The following is a 17,069-nucleotide window of genomic DNA, read 5'->3' as shown; positions in this document are numbered from 1 at the left end:
TTCTGGGCTGGAAACTCTATCCGGCCCGAGCGGCATTGCGCGCACGCATCTGTTCGAGGACGTGCCGACCGGAACCCTCGACATGGCGGGAAATGAGTTCGGCCGCCTCGTCGGCATTTCCCGCTCTGATATGCGCGATGAGCTCGCGGTGTTCACGCATAATGGCGGCCCGCCGCGCGAGCGTGAAATTGAAACGCCGGCTCACGGCTCGCAGCACTTCGCGATGCTTCCACCAAAGCTCGGCGGCATGGCGGTTGTAGTGGCGCTGGTACATCACGGTGTGGAAGGCGGTATCCAGTTCACTGTGCCGCAATGTGTCGGTGAAGTTGTTCTCTTCGATCAGAGCCTGGATGCGTTCGAGTTCGGCGATGTCCTCGCCGGTCGCCATGTTCACGAACCATCGCGTCAGGGCCGGCTCGATCAGGACTCCGATCTCGTAGATATCCCGGACAAAATCCTGGTCTATGGGCCGGACGCGCGCGCCACGGTTGGCGACAAAGGTGACGAAGCCCTCCCCTCGCAACAGCTGCAGCGCCTCGCGTACGGGGTTGGTCGAGGTGCCGTGACGCCGGGCGAGATCGGTGACCACAAGCCGTTCGTTGGCGGCGAGCCGTCCCTCGATGATGTCTTCCCGGATCAGCTCATAAAGCGAGGCGCCCTCGCTGGACGCCCCGATGGGATCAATCCCCACGGGTGGCTCTGCTTTGAAATCACTTGTTTCGGCCAAAGCCGGCTCCCCCGATTAGTACATCGCATGCTCGATATCATACACGCGTTTTGCAAACAATGTACGATCGGGTGCGTTGACAGGCAATCCACGATCTGAAAACGTACCAGATGATCGAAGGGATACATTGAGCAGAAGGACGCATCCCGCACGGTCGGACGAGCCCCTTGGCGCACAGCGGCATGGGAGAATCTGGGAGGATACTATGACGAGGATTACACTCGGCGGTGCCGTCCTGCGCGGCACTGTCGCCACTGCTTTGATGGCGTCGCTCATGTCGGGATCGGCGCTGGGTTCGCCGCCAGTCGATTTGAGCAAGTGGTCGCCGGAATATGTGCGCTCCATCGCCGGCACACAGGATTTCGACACGGCCGCCGATTGCGGCAAGGTCACCCCGCTCGACTACAAAGGGCGACTGACGTTCTGGTATCAGGGCGTGTTCGAGGGCGACCCCGACCTGCTGCGTCAGTACTACAAGGATTTCTTCGAGACGTTCCGCAAGACCTATCCGAACATCCAGCTCGAGGATCAGGCCCTCACCTACAACGACCTTCTCGACAAATTCCGCACGGCGCTGCTGGGCAACGCCGCGCCGATGGCGGTCCGCCTGCAAATCCTGGGCGGAACCGAGTTCGCCTCGAAGGGTTATCTGCAGCCGCTCAAGCCGGAAGATGTGGGCTATCCCACAGAGGATTTCTGGCCCGGCGCCATGAAGGCGGTAACCTGGGATGGCGTGACCTACGGCATTCCCACCAACAATGAGACGATGGCGTTCATCTGGAACGCCGACATTTTCAAGCGTGCGGGCCTCGATCCGGACAAGGCTCCGGCTACCTGGGACGACGTCGTCAAATATTCCAAGCAGATCCATGACAAGCTCGGCATTGCCGGCTACGGCCTCGTGGCGCGCAAGAACGCCGGCAACACGCCGTACCGCTTCATGCCGCAGCTATGGGCCTATGGCGGCGGTGTCTTCGACGAAGCCTCCGCGAACCCGACCTATAAGGAGGTCGAGCTCAATAGCCCGCAGAGCAAGGCGGCGTTGCAAGCCTCCTACGACATGTATGTTCGCGACAAGTCGGTTCCGGTTTCGGCCCTCACCAACCAGCAGGCCGATAACCAGCCCCTGTTCGTCGCCGGCCAACTCGGCATGATGGTCTCGCACCCGTCCGACTATAACGTCATGCTCGACCTGCAGAAGAAGGCAACGGGCGCCGACAAGGACAAGGCGCAGACCGTCATCGACAACATGCGCTATGGCCTGATTCCGACCGGCCCCGACGGCAAGCGGGCGGTCGTGTTTGGTGGCTCGAACATTCACATCCTGAAGCCCGAATATGTCGAGGGCGGCAAGGTGGACGAGCCGGCCGCAAAGGCCATCATCTGCATGTGGACGAGCCCTGAATGGTCGTTGAAGATGGCGTATGCCGGCTCGAACCCAGGCAACCTCAACGGCTTCAAGACCAAATGGATGAAGGAACGTCTGGACAACATCAAGTTCCTCGATGTCACGACCTCGATGTTGCCATACGGCATTCCGTTTCCGGCGCTGCCGCAATCCCCCGAGATCATGAATATCATCGTCCCGGACATGCTGCAGAACGCCCTGACCGGAGCGATGACCGTCGACCAGGCAGCGGACGACGCGGCCGAGAAGGTGAAGAACCTGATGGACGGACTCTAGTCCGGGCTGACCTGCGATCCGACCGGCTGTGCCGATAGTGCGTGCAGCCGCTTTGCTCCGAAGAACAAGGGCACGCCATCGTGACGATCGTGACCGGGAAGGCCGAGGCTCGCCGAAGATTGCAATCCGGTAGCTCCGGGGTGCTGCGGAATATCTGGGAGCATCGCGCCGACTACGCATACGTGCTTCCAGCGATCGCCGTGATGCTCATCGTCATCGCCTATCCGATCTACTACACGGTCGAGCTGTCGTTCTTTAAGACGCCGCCTGGCCTGCAGCTCCGCGACAAGACCTTCATCGGATTAGACAACTACACGGCCATCCTGACCAGTCAGGTGTTCTGGAAAGTCACCTTGAACACCCTGATCTGGACGATCGCATCTACCTTCGTTGCCTTTGCCTTGGGATTTGCCGCCGCGCTGGCCCTCCACCGCGAGTTTATCGGCCGGGGTGTCCTGCGCGCTATCCTGATCATTCCCTGGGTCATCAGCGCGGTTGCCGCCTCCTATATCTGGAAGTGGATCTACCATTCGGACTTCGGCATCATCGGCGCGGTGCTGGTCGGCCTCGGATTGGCTGACCGGCCGCCGAACTTCATCGACAACGTCAGCACGGTGCTGCCCTCCTTGATCGTCGTCAATATCTGGCGCGAGTTTCCGTTTGCCATGATCATGATGATGGCCGGTTTGCAGACGGTCCCCGACCAGTTGCTGCGCGCCGCGGAAGTCGACGGGGCCAATGCATGGCAGCGTTTCTGGCACGTCACCTTCCCGCATCTGCGCAACGTCTCGACGGTGACGATCCTGCTGCTCGCAGTGGCCAATTTCAATTCCTTCATCATCCCGTGGATCATGACCGGTGGCGGGCCGTCGAACGCTTCGCACATCTGGATCACCCACATTTATGAGCTCGCCTTCGGCCGGCAGCGATGGGGTGTCGCATCGGCCTATTCGGTACTCCTGTTCCTCATGCTGATGGTGCTGGGCTACTTCTACGTCCGTGCGCTGGCCGGCAACGAGCGCAAAGAGGGGAGCGCATGAGCACGATCGTCGAGACAGTCCCTCAACGTCCGGCCCGGCGCCGCATGCGCATCGACGGATGGCGTTGGGCCGGGCGCATCTTCCTCGTGTTCATGCTGCTTTACACCGCGTTGCCGATGATCTGGATGCTGATCACCTCGATCAAGTCCGGCTTCGCGGCGATGCAGTTCCCGCCGCAATGGTGGCCGGAAGAGCCTACCCTGGCCAGCTACCAGAAGCTGCTCGATCCGCAAAACAGCGTCGGCCAGGACTTCCTGCGTTTTTTCTGGAACAGCCTCTACGTGTCCACGGTCACCACAATCCTTTCGGTGATCGTGGCCGTTCCTGCGGCCTACGCCTTTTCGCGCTTTCGTTTCCCCGGACGAAACTTCCTGTTCTTCACCGTGCTTTTGCGCAACATGTTCCCGGCGGTGATCTTTCTCGTGCCGCTCTTCATCCTGATGCGCGCGATCGGGCTGGTGAACACGCATGGCTCGCTCATTCTCACCTATCTCACCTTCGGCCTGCCGCTGGCGATCTGGCTGCTCAAGGGCTTTTACGACAACATTCCGGTGCAGCTCGAGCAGGCGGCGCGGATCGATGGGGCGACCCGGTTCCAGGCCTTCATCCTGATCGTGATGCCTCTCTCGACGCCCGGAATCATCGCCACAGCTATCTATTCCTTCATTGGCGCCTGGAACGAGTACATCTATGCCTACACCTTCCTTTCCAAGAACGAGCAGTTGACCCTGCCGGTCGGCATACAGCGTTTCTTCTCGGAGAATACGACGGACTTTCCGGGCCTGATGGCGGCCAGCTTCATGATGAGCGTGCCCGTCGTGGTGCTGTTCCTCCTCCTGCAACGATACTTCGTACGCGCCCTTACAGAAGGCGCGGTCAAACACTAGAGCCGGATGATTTCAGGTCTGTTCGACCTCAAATCTGAATCCGCCTCTAAATCAAAGAGATAGAGCATGATGTCGTCCGAAAACCGCTTCACACTTTTCGGCATCATGCCGTAGGGAGTTGCCGATGGCCCACGTGGTCCTGAGAGATCTCGTCAAGACCTATGGCGGCTTCAAAGCTGTCAACGACGTTTCGCTGACGGTCAATGACGGCGAGTTCGTTGCGCTCGTCGGCCCTTCGGGCTGCGGCAAGACAACCACGCTCAATCTTGTCGCGGGATTGATCCCGGTCACATCGGGCGACATCGTCATCGGCGACCGCGTGGTCAACGACCTCGACCCCAAGGACCGGGACATCGCGATGGTGTTCCAGAACTACGCGCTCTACCCGCAGAAATCGGTCTACAAGAACCTGGCGTTCCCGCTGCAGATGCGCAAGCTGCCCAGGGACGAGATCGACAGGAAGGTCAAGGAAGCGGCGCGCGTGCTCGACATGACGCACCTGCTCGAGCGCAAGCCGCGCGAACTTTCAGGCGGGCAGCAGCAACGTGTCGCCTTGGGGCGCGCCCTCGTCCGCGACCCTGCCGTTTTCCTCATGGACGAGCCGCTCTCCAACCTCGACGCCAAACTGCGCGTCCAGATGCGCTCGGAGATCAAGCGCTTCCACCAGGACCTCAAGGCGACCATCATCTATGTCACGCACGACCAGCTCGAAGCCGTGACCATGGCCGACAAGATGGCGGTGATGAACGGCGGCTACCTGTTGCAATACGATTCTCCGGCGCAGGTCTTTGCCCATCCGGTGAACATGTTCGTCGCCAGCTTCATCGGCAGCCCGGCGATGAGCCTTGTTCCACTGGAGGCATCGACAGCAAACGGCAACACTGCGTTGACCGGCGCGGAGGGCTGGAGCCTTGAGCTCTCGCCGCTCAACGCCCGGAAGGTTGCGGGGGCAACGTCGAGGAAAGTCGTGCTCGGCGCACGTCACTCGACCATCAGGCTGCACAAGAGCGCGGTGCCAGGCAGCGTCCCGGCCAAGGCCTATACAGTGGAGCCGACCGGAGACGTCACCTTTGTGCAGGCGTTGCTGTCAGACGCCATCGTCAACATCAGCGTGTCCCCCAACATCGCGGTCGCACCTGACGAGCAGATCTGGCTCGAGTTCGACCAGGAGCGGCTGCATTTGTTCGATGGCGAAACTGAACTGGCCCTCAAGGCCGGCTGAGACAAGACGGGGTTCATTGGGAACGTTGGGGATGGCTGAAAAGCTCAAGATCACCGCGATCAAACCCTATCCTGTGTGGGTTGGAACGCGCAATCAGATGCTCGTCAAGATCGAGACCGACCAAGGCGTCTTCGGCTGGGGCGAGAGCGGCTTGAGCGGGCGCGAAAAGGCCGTTGCCGGCGCGGTCGAGCATTATCGCGAGTTTCTCATCGGCCGCGACCCGATGCAGATCGGGCGGATCTGGCAGGAGACATATCGCAGCCAGTACTTCGAAGGCGGGCGCGTTCTGCAGGCGGCGATTTCCGCCATCGACGTCGCCCTGCACGACATCAAGGGCAAGGCGCTGGGGGTGCCTGTCTACGAACTGCTGGGCGGCAAGCAGCGCGACCGCATCCCCACCTTCGCCTCGACCGGAGACGAGGCCGAGGGCGACGTCGCCATCGAACGAGCCCGGGAGCTGCGCGCACGGGGGTGGCAGGCGATCCGCTTCTTCCCCGCAGGGCAAAGCAGCAGGGACATCTTCGAACCCCGCGAGTCGATCGGCGCTACCGCGAGCATGATGAACAAGGCGCGCGAGGCGCTTGGCGACGACGTCGTTCTCGGCATCGACTATCATCATCGGCTGTCGGTGGCAGAGGCGGCGAGCTTCTGCAACAAACTCGGCCGCGGCGTGCTGGATTTCCTCGAGGAGCCGATACGAGACGAGACACCTGAAGCCTACGAATCCCTGCGCAGGATGACCGACATTCCCTTTGCCATCGGCGAGGAATTTGCCAGCAAGTGGCAGTTCCTGCCCTACATCGAGCGCGGCATCCATCAGTTCAACCGTCTCGATGTCTGCAATGTCGGCGGGCTCACCGAGGCGATGAAAGTCGCCGGCTGGAGCGAGGCGCACTATGTCGACCTGATGCCGCACAATCCGCTTGGTCCGGTGTGCACGGCCGCGACCCTGCATCTCGCCGCCGCCGTACCCAACTTCGCGTGGCTCGAGACCAGGGAACCCGAGACGAAGCTGGGCTTCGACAATTCCGACTTCTTCCCCGTGCAGCCACGGCTCGACGGTCCCGACTATCCGGTCAGCGACCTGCCGGGCCTCGGCGTCGAGGTCAACGAAGCGGCGGTCCAGGCGGAGGCTTTTCGTTTCTGGGAAGCGCCTCACCTCAGGCGCCGCGACGGGTCTGTTACGAACTGGTAGTCCCCTTTTATCCGGAGTCCACAATGACGCATACCCCTGACATCACGCGACCGCCCAAAGACCTCATTGACGCCCTGAGGGAAATCGGCGCCGCGACGGTTGCCGGCACGCTAGGCCACATGGGTTTCCGCAATCCGCACATGGTCGGTCCGGTGGCGCAGAACCATGGGAAGTCGATCGTCGGGCCGGCGCTGACGCTGCAGTTCCTGCCGCAGCGGCCGGACCTCTTCAGCGAGGGAGAATACGCCGACCCGGAAACGCAACTGCACCGGCACGTGCTCTACCACGCGCAGGAAGGCGATGTGGTCGTCGTCGACGCGCGCGGTGACATGAGCTCGGGCGTCTTCGGCGATATGATGTCGACCTACTTCAAGGGCAGAGGCGGCGCGGGCATCGTCATCGATGGATGCATGCGCGACCGGCCGAATGTCGAAAAGCTCGATCTGCCGCTATGGCTGCGCGGCTGGACGCCCAACTACCATGTGCAAACCAGCATCTATCCGAACGCCGTCAACGTTCCGATCGCCTGCGGCGGTGTCACAGTGATCCCTGGCGACATTATCATCGCAGACGACGACGGGGTGGTAGTGCTTCCCGTCGCAATGGCCGCAAAGGTGATCGAAGAATCCCGGAAGCATCACGATTGGGAAGAGTTCTCGCGAGAGAAGCTGATGCAGGGCGCACCGCTGCAGCGCTACTATCCGCTGCATGACGATGCCCGCGGCGAATATGAGGAGTGGCGCAAGGCCAATCCAGTGAAGGGCTGAGGCCCGGCAGCAACGGCATTCGGCATGCAGCCGTTCAAGAGGTGATTGTTGCCCGCAATACGTGGGTTTTGAGACCCTTGCCTTCGGCTACATGCCTGGTCCCACTCGAAAACCCTGCCGACGGGCCTCCCGATCCAGAAAAACGCTTTCCTCGGGTGAAGCGGCGGCTCCGATACGGAAGGTGAAGGACGTCACATGCGTCGCATTGGTGTCGATCCCACAGTGAAAGCGCACATGATACCAAGTCGTCGCGGTACGAAAAGCGGTATCCGGGGCGTCCAGAAGATTGCCGACCTCTAGTGGAATGCTTGGGAGCAATACGGGGCGATAAGCGGCGTCGTTCAGTTGCTGACCCAGAAGATTGGAGCAAAGGTCGGCTACGCGTTGCCCCCGTGGCACGTCGGCCATCGAGTTCGTTGCGAAGGGATCGCCGGTAGCGCCTTTTGAAAAAAGCTTGCGAACACCCGGAAGCCCCGCATACGCTAGTGAGTTGGCCGTGGGGTTTGGCTCTGCGGCCTTTGCGCGCGGCGGCTTCGCGGCCTTCGCCTGGCTGGGTTTCGGTGCAGTGTCGGGTCTGGCCTCAGGCGCCTGAGCCGACGCAGGAAGCTCGATCTCACCGCCATCATCAGCCGAAGGTGTTGCAGCGGCCGATTCGTGCCTGTCGGCGTCAGGAGCTCCCGCCTCCTGTTTGTCAGCTTCCGGCTTCTCATCGATACTGGCTGGCTCCGCCGGCTTTGCAGCGTCGGGCGTCGGTTCAGATCTGCTCTCCGCATCGGTTGGCGTGGCAGCCGGCTTGGGCTCGCTGTCCTTGGCGGTGGACGACGCTTGGTCCTGAGCGCTTCTCCCATCCAGCGATTTCCTGGGGCCGGTGTCTTTGTCACCGAACTGGAATGCAGGCTTCAGGACTTTCTCTGACGGCAGGTTGTCCGGTACCGACTTTTCGACCTTCTTTTCAGGCTGACTTTTGGCTTCGGGTTTCGGCTTTGGTGGTTCGGGCGGCGGCACGAGTGCGACATTGATAGGTTGCTCCTCCTGCGGCTGCTGGGCAGGAACGGGCAGGCCATAGACCAGGAACGCGGTGATGAGCGCATGCAGGACCAGCGATGCGGGCAAGGCCCACAGCAAAGTCCGCCGCCGCTCGGATGTCTCGGTCTTCATCCCTCACGATGTGGAGCGAAACTGCGGCGGCATCAAGCGTGGCAACCGTATTGGCGCATTCAGCCGCAGCTCAGCAGTGAGGAGACGACGCATGATTGCTTCTCGCCGCCGGCTCCATTCTCTGCATGCCCGCCTCCAATCTCAGCGACGCAGGCTGGCGTCGCGGGCACGCTCGCGGAGCTCTTCGCGAGAAAGGCCCGCATCCGCCAATATGCTGTCTGGAAGCCGCCTCAAGCTCGCAAGCGTCTGGCGATAGGCAAGCCAGCGGGCGAAACGGTGTCGAAGTTCATGCAACATGATCGTCTCCTTGGCGAGCGGGATACCCACGCTCTTGGATTGGTCGAAAACGCAAAGCAATCGCGCAAAGCGTATGCACGATCGAACGGATTGCGCTGACTGCCTGGCCAACCGAGGTGCCTGTCATTTTCCCGCCAGGGCAGAATTATCAAGCGCTTCCAATGCCTATATACTTGCGCGTGATGGCCGCTTCGCGCTACAGCCACGGTCGCAAGGAGTTTTTCATTTCTGCAAAATGGATATTGGCTGGGACGATCTGAGGTTGTTTCTCGACGTTGCGCGGCTGGGTGGCCTGAGCGCGGCGACGGCAACCACGCGCCTCAGCGCAGCCACACTCGGACGACGCGTCACCGCGCTCGAAAAGCAGATCGGCGAAGCGCTGTTCGTACGTCAGCAGACCGGCTACCGACTAACCCCGGTCGGTGAAGAACTGCTGCGGCGCGCCGAAGACGTCGAAGCAGCAATGCAGTCGCTAACCCGCTGGCGCGAGGGAAACCTGCCCGACCGCATTGTCCGCGTCTCGGCCGGGCCATGGACCTCGGCCTTCGTTTCCACCCATATCGGCGAAATCTGGACCGTCGATGACGGCATCAGGGTGGAACTCGTCACCACCACCGACCGGGTCGACATCGGTCGCCGCGCCGCCGATATCGGCATCCGCAGCGAGCGCCCGACCGAACAGTGGCTGGCCGGCCGTCAGAGCGGCAAGGTCGCGTATGCCATCTATTCCGGACGCCACCTGATCAACGGCATCGCCGCCGGGTTGTTCGTCGGCGTCACCGGCGAAGGGGCAAACATTGCCTCGGCGCGCTGGCTGCAAGCCCATCACGGCGATCGCATCGCCGTGCGCGGCAACAACACCCATTCAGTGCGCGAATTGGTGGCCGCAGGCGCCGGCCTTTCGATCTTTCCGTGCTTCGTCGGTGACAGCGATCCGCGGCTGGTTCGCGTCGCTCATCCTATCCCAGAACTCGAAACCGACCAGTGGATCGTCACCCACCATGAGGAACGCCACTCCCCGCCGGTACGAAAGATTGCCGACCGGATTGCCGCTCTGATGCGGGCCCATCAGCCGTTGTTTCGCGGCAAGATGCCGATCCGCTAAGCGTCAGGCGTCGATCGGCCGCCAGATTCTCAAGGTTCTGGCGCGTGAGGCGGGCGCGTGAAGCTTGAAGGGGTTGGATCCCGGATTGTGGATTTTCGCTGGCCAGAAGCCGGGCCAATCCCGGAAATTGGCTGGAGACTCGTCCAAAAGGTCGGCTCGTTCAGGCGTATATGGTACAAGTCCCACATCTTGTCTTGCCGCAAAGTTCACCCTCTGATTCCCTGTGCCAAGGCGATAGAACCTGATTCTTGCACCTGGCGTGTTCAAGCGGCGCGTTCCGGGAACTTTTTTGTCGATCAATTCCAAGGAGACAAGACGATGAGCACCGCGGCAAGGCCCGTCATCTCGGAAATGCGGCCGAAGATAACCGTCATTGGTGTGGGCGGTGGCGGCGGCAACGCGGTCAACAACATGATTGCCGAAAATCTGCAGGGTGCGGAGTTCATCGTCGCCAACACCGATGCCCAGGCACTGACCATGTCGAAAGCATCGCGGCTGATCCAGCTGGGTGCCCATGTCACGGAAGGCCTGGGCGCCGGGTCGCTGCCCGCGGTCGGCCGCGCGGCAGCCGAGGAATCGATCGACGAGATCAGGGACCACCTTGCGGGAACCCATATGTGCTTCGTGACCGCCGGCATGGGAGGCGGAACTGGAACCGGTGCCGCGCCCGTCATAGCGAACGCTGCACGGGCAGCCGGCATCCTGACCGTGGCCGTCGTCACCAAGCCGTTCACCTTCGAAGGGAAGCGCCGCATGCAAGCCGCCGAAGAGGGCATCGAGCAGCTTCGCGAATGCGCCGATACCGTGATCGTTATTCCGAACCAGAACCTCTTCAGGATCGCCGACGCAAAGACGACTTTCGCGGACGCCTTCGCCATGGCTGATCGCGTCCTTTATTCCGGCGTCGGCTGCATAACCGATCTCATCGTCAAGGAGGGGCTGATCAATCTCGACTTCGCCGACGTGAAGTCGGTGATGCGCGACATGGGTCGCGCAATGATGGGTACCGGGGAAGCCACGGGCGAGGACCGCGCCAGGAAGGCCGCCGAAGCGGCGATAGCAAACCCGCTTCTCGACGAAGCCTCGATGATCGGCGCCAAGGGCGTCCTGGTCTCGATCTCGGGCGGCATGGACATGACGCTGTTCGAAGTCGATGAGGCCGCCACCCGCATCCGCGAGGAGGTCGACGCCGACGCCGACATCATCGTCGGCGCCATATTCGACCGGGCACTCGCCGGAAAATTCAGGGTCTCAGTCGTCGCGACAGGATTGCGGCAGGGCCTGGAGATACCGCAGTAGGCAGGATCCGGGCTGCTGATTTATGAGTCTGGTGGACCGTGGTCATGGGCTTCGCCACCGAAAAGTCGGCCCGCAAGCCCGCACCATTGAACTTGCCGGTGAATTCGCGTTGCCGGCCTAGAGACCGAATTTGTTTCGAGGCCGCTGCCACGAATGCGCGAACTCGCATCAGCGCCGCCGCGGAACCGCTCCCAACTGCAACCGCGCCGCGAATGCGCTTCGACCCGGATCCCCAACAGGAGGCCATACAGATTGACCGCGGCAGACATTTCGCCTGCGATATGGCCAGCGTCTGCTGACCACATGATCGGCCCTTTCTGATCGGTGATGCGGGCTCGCTGGATATGGCACAATAAAACCGGCATGGGTCAGACGTCGGGAGCGTCCAGTGGCGGCCAGCCTCGCAAGCGCTATATCGAAGAAAAACTCAGGTCGACCCGACAGGAGCATACTCCATGGCTGACACGCCGACACCCGATGCTTCGTTTCTCGCGGCCCTGACGACAGAGCATTTCGTGCAGCAGACAGCGATCAGCACGTCCATAAGTGAAATGGCGTCGCGGACGACCATCTACATTATGGCTCTGTCGAGCGCTCTGGTGGCAACGGGCTTTGTTACGCAGTCCTCCGAGTTCTTCCTGCCGTTTGTCGCGGTTGTGCTGCCATCGGTCTTTTTACTGGGTGCCTTTACCGTCTTGAGGTTGGTCGACATCGCCGCTGAGAACATGCAGGCCCATATCGGCATTGCCCGGATCAGAGCCTACTATCGAACTTTGGGCGACGAGGCTGCCTTCCAGTTTTCCAAGGAATTCGGTCGCTGGCCCGAAAATGACGCCGAACCTTCTCTTCGTACTGGGCCTCTCCTGGCGTACCTGACCACTGCAGCTACTATGATCGCATTCATAAATGCCATCGTCGCTGCGGCGGGCGTTACTCTGCTTGCGTTTGGTGTCGGTGCAGAACTATTGCTCGCGCTGTGTCTTGGTGCTGGAGCAGCAATCGGCTTGATGGCGATTTTCTATTTATACCAGCGCCTTCGGACGAAAGGCATGGTCCGCATTGCCAAACCCTATGGCTCTGAAAAGAGCGTGCTTTGAGCGGGTAATGAATGTGGTGTTTGTGTGAACGGCACCGGCATGGCAATTCCGATCTTATTGACGACCAATGCTCCACGCCCCTCGCAGGCTGTTCGCAATGGCGAGCCCTTTCGGGATCGAGATATTTGCGCAAACTTTTTTGCCCGGCATGCGTTGTTCGTTCTCCGAGCACAGGAGAAAGCCATGCAGACTAAGTCGCAGACTTCAGCCGAAGCCGCCAAGCAACGCCATATCCAGCGTGGTATCGACGCCAAAGACGAGACGAAGAGCATTGGCAAAATGCAACAAGCGATGCAAGCCGGCGCCCGCAAATATCCCGAGCCACCTTTTCCCGAGCAGCATCAACCCAAACCGGGGCATGAATGGGCGATCGAGCCCGCTCCGCTCTACGATGCGCCTTACTACCTCGGATCGAAAAAACTCGATGACAAGGTAGCGCTTATCACGGGTGGTGATTCCGGCATCGGCCGTTCGGTGGCAGTCTTGTTCGCCCGCGAGGGCGCCGACATTGCGATCGTATACTTGAGTGAAGACAGGGACGCCGAAGCGACCAAAAACGCCGTCGAAAAGGAAGGCCGGCGTTGCATACTGATAAAAGCCGATGTCAGTGAACGCGAGCATTGCCGCAACGCCGTGGCGCTGACGGTCGAAAAATTCGGCAGGATCGACGTGCTGGTCAACAACGCCGCTTTCCAAATCCATTCCAGTGACTTCAACGACCTGACCGAGGAACATTTCGACACGACGCTGAAGACCAATCTTTACGGCTATTTTCATATGGCGCAGGAGAGCGTGCCGCACATGGAGCCGGGCTCCGCGATCATCAATACCGGTTCGGTGACCGGCATCGACGGTTCCAAGCAACTGGTTGACTATTCGATGACCAAGGGCGGCATTCATGCCTTCACGCGAGCGCTTTCGGGCAATCTGGTCGGCAAGGGCATCCGGGTAAACGCGGTCGCGCCAGGTCCGGTGTGGACGCCGCTCAACCCTTCGGACAAGGAAGCCGACGACGTCTCGAAATTCGGCGCGGATACGCCGATGAAACGGCCAGCGCAACCGGAAGAACTTGCCCCGGCTTACGTGTTCCTCGCCTCGTCGCATTGCTCGAGTTACATCACGGGAGAGATCCTGCCGGTGGTCGGTGGCTACTGAGGTCGCGGAACGTATTTCGTTGCATTGGGCTACCGAGTAGACGGCACGCGGAGACGTCGTCTCCAGGGAGACGCTTGCCGCGCTCGATCGCTTCAAGAAACGCGTGATCGGTGCCGTGCGCCGCCGCTGCACGGCACCCGCCACGGCTCCGGAGCAATAACGCTCCGTGTTGGTCGAAATCCTCGCTCGCGTTTTCAATTTTCTGAATTTCCGCTTGGAACTCTCCCGCCGGCATACCGTTCAAACATCATTGAGCCAGGAGAACGACCATGCCACGAGGCGACAAATCGAAATACAGCGACAAACAGGAACGCAAAGCCGACCACATTGCCGCAGGCTATGAGAAGCGCGGTGTTTCCGAGAAGGAATCCGAGCGCCGGGCATGGGCGACCGTCAACAAGGACGATGGCGGCGGCAAGAAAGAAGGCGGCTCGGGTCGTGGTAAACACACCGGACACCCCGCGGCCCACAAGGGTGGGAAAAGCGGCGGCAAGGCATCGGCTTCACGGTCAGCCGCAAGCCGATCGGAATCGGCAAAGAAGGCAGCGGCAACACGCAAGCGGAATGCCGAGCACCATGCCCATTAACTGCCCCGCAACAGGTTCGGAACGCCATGAAACCCAAGCTCGTCAATCAGGTCAGCGGGCAAAGAATTTTCGTCGTGGTGCTCGACCTCGGTGACGAAGGCTTCGCCGCGCTGACGCCTTCGCAACCGACAAGAACATCGCCGACAAGAACATCGGCAGTGCCTCTTTGACTGCGATCGGAGCGTTCGGCGCCGCCTTGATCGATCTTAATGCGTGAGGTTGGCAAGCGCCTACCCGGCTCCTTGGCCATCAAGGGCGGATGTCTCTGTGGCAGGATCCGATTCAGCGCCGGGATCGAACCGAGGGTTCACTACTGCCACTGCGATATGTGCAGACGAGCGACCGGCAGCGCGTTTGCAGTTCTTGCCTGGATGCCCTGCCAAAGCCTGACCTGGAATTCCGGAACGCCAACATATCGAAGGTCTTCGCCGATCGCGCAAAGAGGCTTCTGCCCAGAATGCGGATCGCCGCTCAGCCTTTGCTACGACGCGTCGCCAACCGAGATCGCGCTGCACGTCGGTACCTTCGATGATCCGGCTCACCTGATGCCTCGGTACAACTACGGTTCAGCGCAGCGCCTTGGTTGGGTGTGCTGCGGAATAGACCTACCGGACCGCGACACCGAGGAGCGCTGGTAGCGCCGCCTGTTGCGAATGACCTAGATTGCCGATCAGGAATGCGGCCCTTGTCGCCGTGCCCCGAAAGTGCGGTCTCGATCTGCCCGGCCTGCCGACGTGGCCAGACCGTCGACAAGCCCTAAGCGCTAGCCGGTTTTGATCCTTTGGGGGGCCGCATTCTCTATCGCGAGGAAAATCGCTTCGAACAGATCCTCGTCGCGGAAGGGCTTGCCGAGCAAGGGCACGTCGGCCGGCCGATCGGCAATCTCCCGGGCATCGGCATAGCCCGTGATCATGACCGCTGGCCAGTCCGAGCGCAAATTGCGCGCGAAGCGGATCACGTCGACGCCGGATACGAGTGGCATGGCGAAGTCGGTGATAATGACGTCGAACTCGTCGGGAGTGCGCTCCATCATGGCCAGCGCCTCCGCCCCTCCTCCCGCGCAGGTCACCTCGAAACCACGTTGGCGAAGGGACTCGGCGGTCAATTGCCGCAAAACATGGCTGTCATCGATCAGGAGGATTGATGGGTGCTCCATCCCGGCATCGGCGAACGCTCGTTCAATGTCGGGTTCCACCACAGGATCGACCGGCTGTTCGGTCGATCGTGGCAGCCAGAGTTGCATGGTAGTTCCGCGGTTAACGACGCTTTCTATGCGAAGTGTCCCACCTGACTGCTTCATGAAGCCGTAGACCGTGCTGAGGCCGAGGCCCGTTCCCTTACCGACCGGCTTGGTGGTGAAGAACGGTTCGACGACCTTGGCGACAAGATCGGGGGGTATGCCGGATCCGGTGTCCTTGACGGCGATCATGACATAGTCGCCCGGCGGAATATCCTCTGTTGGCGTCCCGATCGATCGATTCTGCGCATGCACGGTTATTGTCCCGCCAGAGGGCATGGCGTCACGCGCGTTGAAAACCAGATTCATCAAGGCCAATTCAAGTTGGCCTGCATCGACATGCACCGGCCAGATCGTGTCATCGATCTGCCAGTCGAAACGGATCAACCCCCCCAGCACGGGCGCCACCAATCCGTTCATCGTGTCGCCCAGCGCAGCAAGGCGCACCGCTTCCGGCTTCAGGGTCTGGCGCCGCGAGAATGCCAGCATTCGCGCGACAAGGTCAGCGCCTTGTTTTGCAGAACGCCGCGTCAGGTCGAGTACCTGTTGCGCCTGATCATCCAACGTAGCCCGGCGTTCAAGCAGCCCTAACCCACTGAGAATTGCGGCGAGCAGGTTGTTGAAATCATGCGCCAGGCCGCCGGTTAGCTTGCCGATAGCGTCGATGCGCTGGGATTGAAGCAGCTGATCCTCAAGACCGCGCCGCTCCGTGATGTCAAGCAATGTGCCGATAATTTCCGGTTCACGGCCATCTGACCCGTCCGACATCACGCCCTGGTCGAGAAAAATGCGATACTCGCCATTGGCGCAATGCCAGCGGAACTCGCACGTATAGGAGCCGGTGGTTTTGGCCGCCAGCAGCGCTTGCTTCAATCGCGGCAGGTCGTCGGGATGAACGCGGTTGAGACCGAACTCCGGATCCGATGTCAGGTATTCAGGCGCAAAGCCGGTCAAGCGCTCGACGCCCTCCGTAACAAAGCGCGCCGCGAAGGGTGGCTCGGCTGCCCGAGCATGAAAGCAGACCGGCAACGAATTCAGGATGGCATCCTGCCGTTGCTCGGCGCTGCGCAGCGCGCGTTCGGCCTGAAGCTTGTCCTTGTGCGCCTGCAACGCCTGCGCCAATAGTCCCTGCTCGACCTCCGCCTTGCGCTGGATCTCGAGCGTCTTCTCGTGGAGTTCGACGAAAACCGCGACTTTCGAACGCAGCATGATCGGATCGAATGGCTTGAACACATAGTCGACCGCGCCGGCATCATAGCCGCGCAGCATATGCGCATCCTCCTTGTTGATGGCGGTCAAGAAGATGATTGGGGTGCGCTTGGATTGCTCGCGCTGGCGGATAAGTGCGGCCGTTTCATACCCGTCCAACCCTGGCATGAGGACATCCAGGAGAATGACGGCGAACTCCTCTTTCAGCAAAAAGCGCAGAGCCTCTTCGCCCGATTGGGCGCAGATGACCTCTCCGATAGTCGCGAGCACTTCGCTGATCGCCAGCAGATTGCGCTCATCGTCGTCCACCGCCAGGATACGGGCTCTTGCCGGCCCTTCGGCAAGAGCTGCCACCTCAAGTTTCCTTACCCTGTTTCTTGCCAGCTTTTGCATCGAACGGCCG

At 60.9% G+C, this 17,069-nt stretch carries 17 protein-coding genes; 13 read left to right on the top strand and 4 right to left on the bottom strand.

The genetic code is table 11. The features are described from left to right. Positions 1-16 precede the first annotated feature (16 nt). Entirely contained in the window at positions 17-727 is a 711-nt protein-coding gene (locus ACYG9R_RS20825) for a GntR family transcriptional regulator (RefSeq protein ID WP_023739522.1), read from the bottom strand. Positions 728-932: 205 nt separating this feature from the next. Here ACYG9R_RS20825 and ACYG9R_RS20820 point away from each other — a divergent pair, with 205 nt between their 5' ends. The 6 genes from ACYG9R_RS20820 to ACYG9R_RS20795 all read left to right on the top strand — a co-directional run bounded on the left by ACYG9R_RS20820 (position 933) and on the right by ACYG9R_RS20795 (position 7,522). Continuing rightward, positions 933-2,411: an ABC transporter substrate-binding protein gene (locus ACYG9R_RS20820; RefSeq protein WP_023668101.1), complete on the top strand. Its 1,479-nt coding sequence runs from the start codon at positions 933-935 to the stop codon at positions 2,409-2,411. A gap of 80 nt (positions 2,412-2,491) precedes the next feature. Next, entirely contained in the window at positions 2,492-3,451 is a 960-nt protein-coding gene (locus tag ACYG9R_RS20815) for a carbohydrate ABC transporter permease (protein WP_023824813.1), read from the top strand. After that, positions 3,448-4,338 (top strand): carbohydrate ABC transporter permease, encoded by an 891-nt coding sequence (locus tag ACYG9R_RS20810; protein WP_023729478.1) that lies wholly within the window; start codon positions 3,448-3,450, stop codon positions 4,336-4,338. Before ACYG9R_RS20815 ends, ACYG9R_RS20810 begins: the two co-directional genes overlap by 4 nt. 124 nt (positions 4,339-4,462) lie before the next feature. Then, positions 4,463-5,560, top strand: a complete 1,098-nt coding sequence (locus tag ACYG9R_RS20805; RefSeq protein WP_023824812.1) for an ABC transporter ATP-binding protein — start codon at positions 4,463-4,465, stop codon at positions 5,558-5,560. 31 nt (positions 5,561-5,591) lie between these two features. Beyond that, on the top strand, positions 5,592-6,755 hold the full coding sequence (locus ACYG9R_RS20800) for a mandelate racemase/muconate lactonizing enzyme family protein (RefSeq protein ID WP_023824811.1): 1,164 nt from the start codon (positions 5,592-5,594) through the stop codon (positions 6,753-6,755). A gap of 23 nt (positions 6,756-6,778) precedes the next feature. Further along, positions 6,779-7,522 (top strand): ribonuclease activity regulator RraA, encoded by a 744-nt coding sequence (locus ACYG9R_RS20795; protein ID WP_023824810.1) that lies wholly within the window; start codon positions 6,779-6,781, stop codon positions 7,520-7,522. An 87-nt stretch (positions 7,523-7,609) separates the two neighbouring features. Here the strand turns inward: ACYG9R_RS20795 and ACYG9R_RS20790 are convergent, their stop codons facing one another. Together ACYG9R_RS20790 and ACYG9R_RS20785 are read right to left on the bottom strand one after the other, a co-directional pair. Beyond that, complete coding sequence (locus tag ACYG9R_RS20790) at positions 7,610-8,680, bottom strand: DUF930 domain-containing protein (protein ID WP_023824809.1); 1,071 nt, start codon at positions 8,678-8,680, stop codon at positions 7,610-7,612. Between the two features lie 141 nt (positions 8,681-8,821). Next, entirely contained in the window at positions 8,822-8,977 is a 156-nt protein-coding gene (locus tag ACYG9R_RS20785; RefSeq protein WP_023681184.1) for a DUF1127 domain-containing protein, read from the bottom strand. 235 nt (positions 8,978-9,212) lie between these two features. Here ACYG9R_RS20785 and ACYG9R_RS20780 point away from each other — a divergent pair, with 235 nt between their 5' ends. The 7 genes from ACYG9R_RS20780 to ACYG9R_RS20750 all read left to right on the top strand — a co-directional run bounded on the left by ACYG9R_RS20780 (position 9,213) and on the right by ACYG9R_RS20750 (position 14,858). Further along, positions 9,213-10,082 (top strand): LysR family transcriptional regulator, encoded by an 870-nt coding sequence (locus ACYG9R_RS20780; RefSeq protein ID WP_023668092.1) that lies wholly within the window; start codon positions 9,213-9,215, stop codon positions 10,080-10,082. Positions 10,083-10,400: 318 nt separating this feature from the next. Beyond that, a complete protein-coding gene (gene ftsZ, locus ACYG9R_RS20775; protein WP_023702103.1) occupies positions 10,401-11,381 on the top strand; it encodes a cell division protein FtsZ in 981 nt (326 codons plus the stop codon). Between the two features lie 455 nt (positions 11,382-11,836). Next, the gene (locus ACYG9R_RS20770) at positions 11,837-12,478 is read left to right on the top strand and encodes a hypothetical protein (protein ID WP_023824808.1); all 642 of its coding nucleotides are present in this window, start codon (positions 11,837-11,839) and stop codon (positions 12,476-12,478) included. A gap of 183 nt (positions 12,479-12,661) precedes the next feature. Beyond that, positions 12,662-13,633, top strand: a complete 972-nt coding sequence (locus ACYG9R_RS20765; RefSeq protein WP_023668089.1) for an SDR family oxidoreductase — start codon at positions 12,662-12,664, stop codon at positions 13,631-13,633. Between the two features lie 269 nt (positions 13,634-13,902). Beyond that, a complete protein-coding gene (locus tag ACYG9R_RS20760) occupies positions 13,903-14,220 on the top strand; it encodes a hypothetical protein (protein ID WP_023687854.1) in 318 nt (105 codons plus the stop codon). A gap of 26 nt (positions 14,221-14,246) precedes the next feature. Then, the gene (locus ACYG9R_RS20755) at positions 14,247-14,390 is read left to right on the top strand and encodes a hypothetical protein (protein ID WP_460221845.1); all 144 of its coding nucleotides are present in this window, start codon (positions 14,247-14,249) and stop codon (positions 14,388-14,390) included. Positions 14,391-14,429: 39 nt separating this feature from the next. Further along, positions 14,430-14,858 (top strand): GFA family protein, encoded by a 429-nt coding sequence (locus ACYG9R_RS20750; RefSeq protein ID WP_081726065.1) that lies wholly within the window; start codon positions 14,430-14,432, stop codon positions 14,856-14,858. Between the two features lie 125 nt (positions 14,859-14,983). Here the strand turns inward: ACYG9R_RS20750 and ACYG9R_RS20745 are convergent, their stop codons facing one another. Continuing rightward, on the bottom strand, positions 14,984-17,059 hold the full coding sequence (locus tag ACYG9R_RS20745; RefSeq protein WP_023704642.1) for a response regulator: 2,076 nt from the start codon (positions 17,057-17,059) through the stop codon (positions 14,984-14,986). Positions 17,060-17,069 lie beyond the last annotated feature (10 nt).

The organism is Mesorhizobium sp. RSR565B (assembly GCF_054719465.1).
The sequence above is the reverse complement of the archived record's forward strand: the minus strand, read 5'-3'. Positions and strand labels throughout refer to the sequence as shown.

What these genes read in the sequence shown, in the direction of transcription:
- ACYG9R_RS20820 (WP_023668101.1), top strand. Translation starts at nt 933, where the DNA reads ATGACGAGGATTACACTCGGCGGTGCCGTCCTGCGCGGCACTGTCGCC.
- ACYG9R_RS20785 (WP_023681184.1), bottom strand. Translation starts at nt 8,977, where the DNA reads ATGTTGCATGAACTTCGACACCGTTTCGCCCGCTGGCTTGCCTATCGC.
- ACYG9R_RS20810 (WP_023729478.1), top strand. Translation starts at nt 3,448, where the DNA reads ATGAGCACGATCGTCGAGACAGTCCCTCAACGTCCGGCCCGGCGCCGC.
- ACYG9R_RS20790 (WP_023824809.1), bottom strand. Translation starts at nt 8,680, where the DNA reads ATGAAGACCGAGACATCCGAGCGGCGGCGGACTTTGCTGTGGGCCTTG.
- ACYG9R_RS20795 (WP_023824810.1), top strand. Translation starts at nt 6,779, where the DNA reads ATGACGCATACCCCTGACATCACGCGACCGCCCAAAGACCTCATTGAC.
- ACYG9R_RS20800 (WP_023824811.1), top strand. Translation starts at nt 5,592, where the DNA reads ATGGCTGAAAAGCTCAAGATCACCGCGATCAAACCCTATCCTGTGTGG.
- ACYG9R_RS20780 (WP_023668092.1), top strand. Translation starts at nt 9,213, where the DNA reads ATGGATATTGGCTGGGACGATCTGAGGTTGTTTCTCGACGTTGCGCGG.
- ACYG9R_RS20805 (WP_023824812.1), top strand. Translation starts at nt 4,463, where the DNA reads ATGGCCCACGTGGTCCTGAGAGATCTCGTCAAGACCTATGGCGGCTTC.
- ACYG9R_RS20765 (WP_023668089.1), top strand. Translation starts at nt 12,662, where the DNA reads ATGCAGACTAAGTCGCAGACTTCAGCCGAAGCCGCCAAGCAACGCCAT.
- ACYG9R_RS20755 (WP_460221845.1), top strand. Translation starts at nt 14,247, where the DNA reads ATGAAACCCAAGCTCGTCAATCAGGTCAGCGGGCAAAGAATTTTCGTC.
- ACYG9R_RS20745 (WP_023704642.1), bottom strand. Translation starts at nt 17,059, where the DNA reads ATGCAAAAGCTGGCAAGAAACAGGGTAAGGAAACTTGAGGTGGCAGCT.
- ftsZ (WP_023702103.1), top strand. Translation starts at nt 10,401, where the DNA reads ATGAGCACCGCGGCAAGGCCCGTCATCTCGGAAATGCGGCCGAAGATA.
- ACYG9R_RS20770 (WP_023824808.1), top strand. Translation starts at nt 11,837, where the DNA reads ATGGCTGACACGCCGACACCCGATGCTTCGTTTCTCGCGGCCCTGACG.
- ACYG9R_RS20750 (WP_081726065.1), top strand. Translation starts at nt 14,430, where the DNA reads ATGCGTGAGGTTGGCAAGCGCCTACCCGGCTCCTTGGCCATCAAGGGC.
- ACYG9R_RS20760 (WP_023687854.1), top strand. Translation starts at nt 13,903, where the DNA reads ATGCCACGAGGCGACAAATCGAAATACAGCGACAAACAGGAACGCAAA.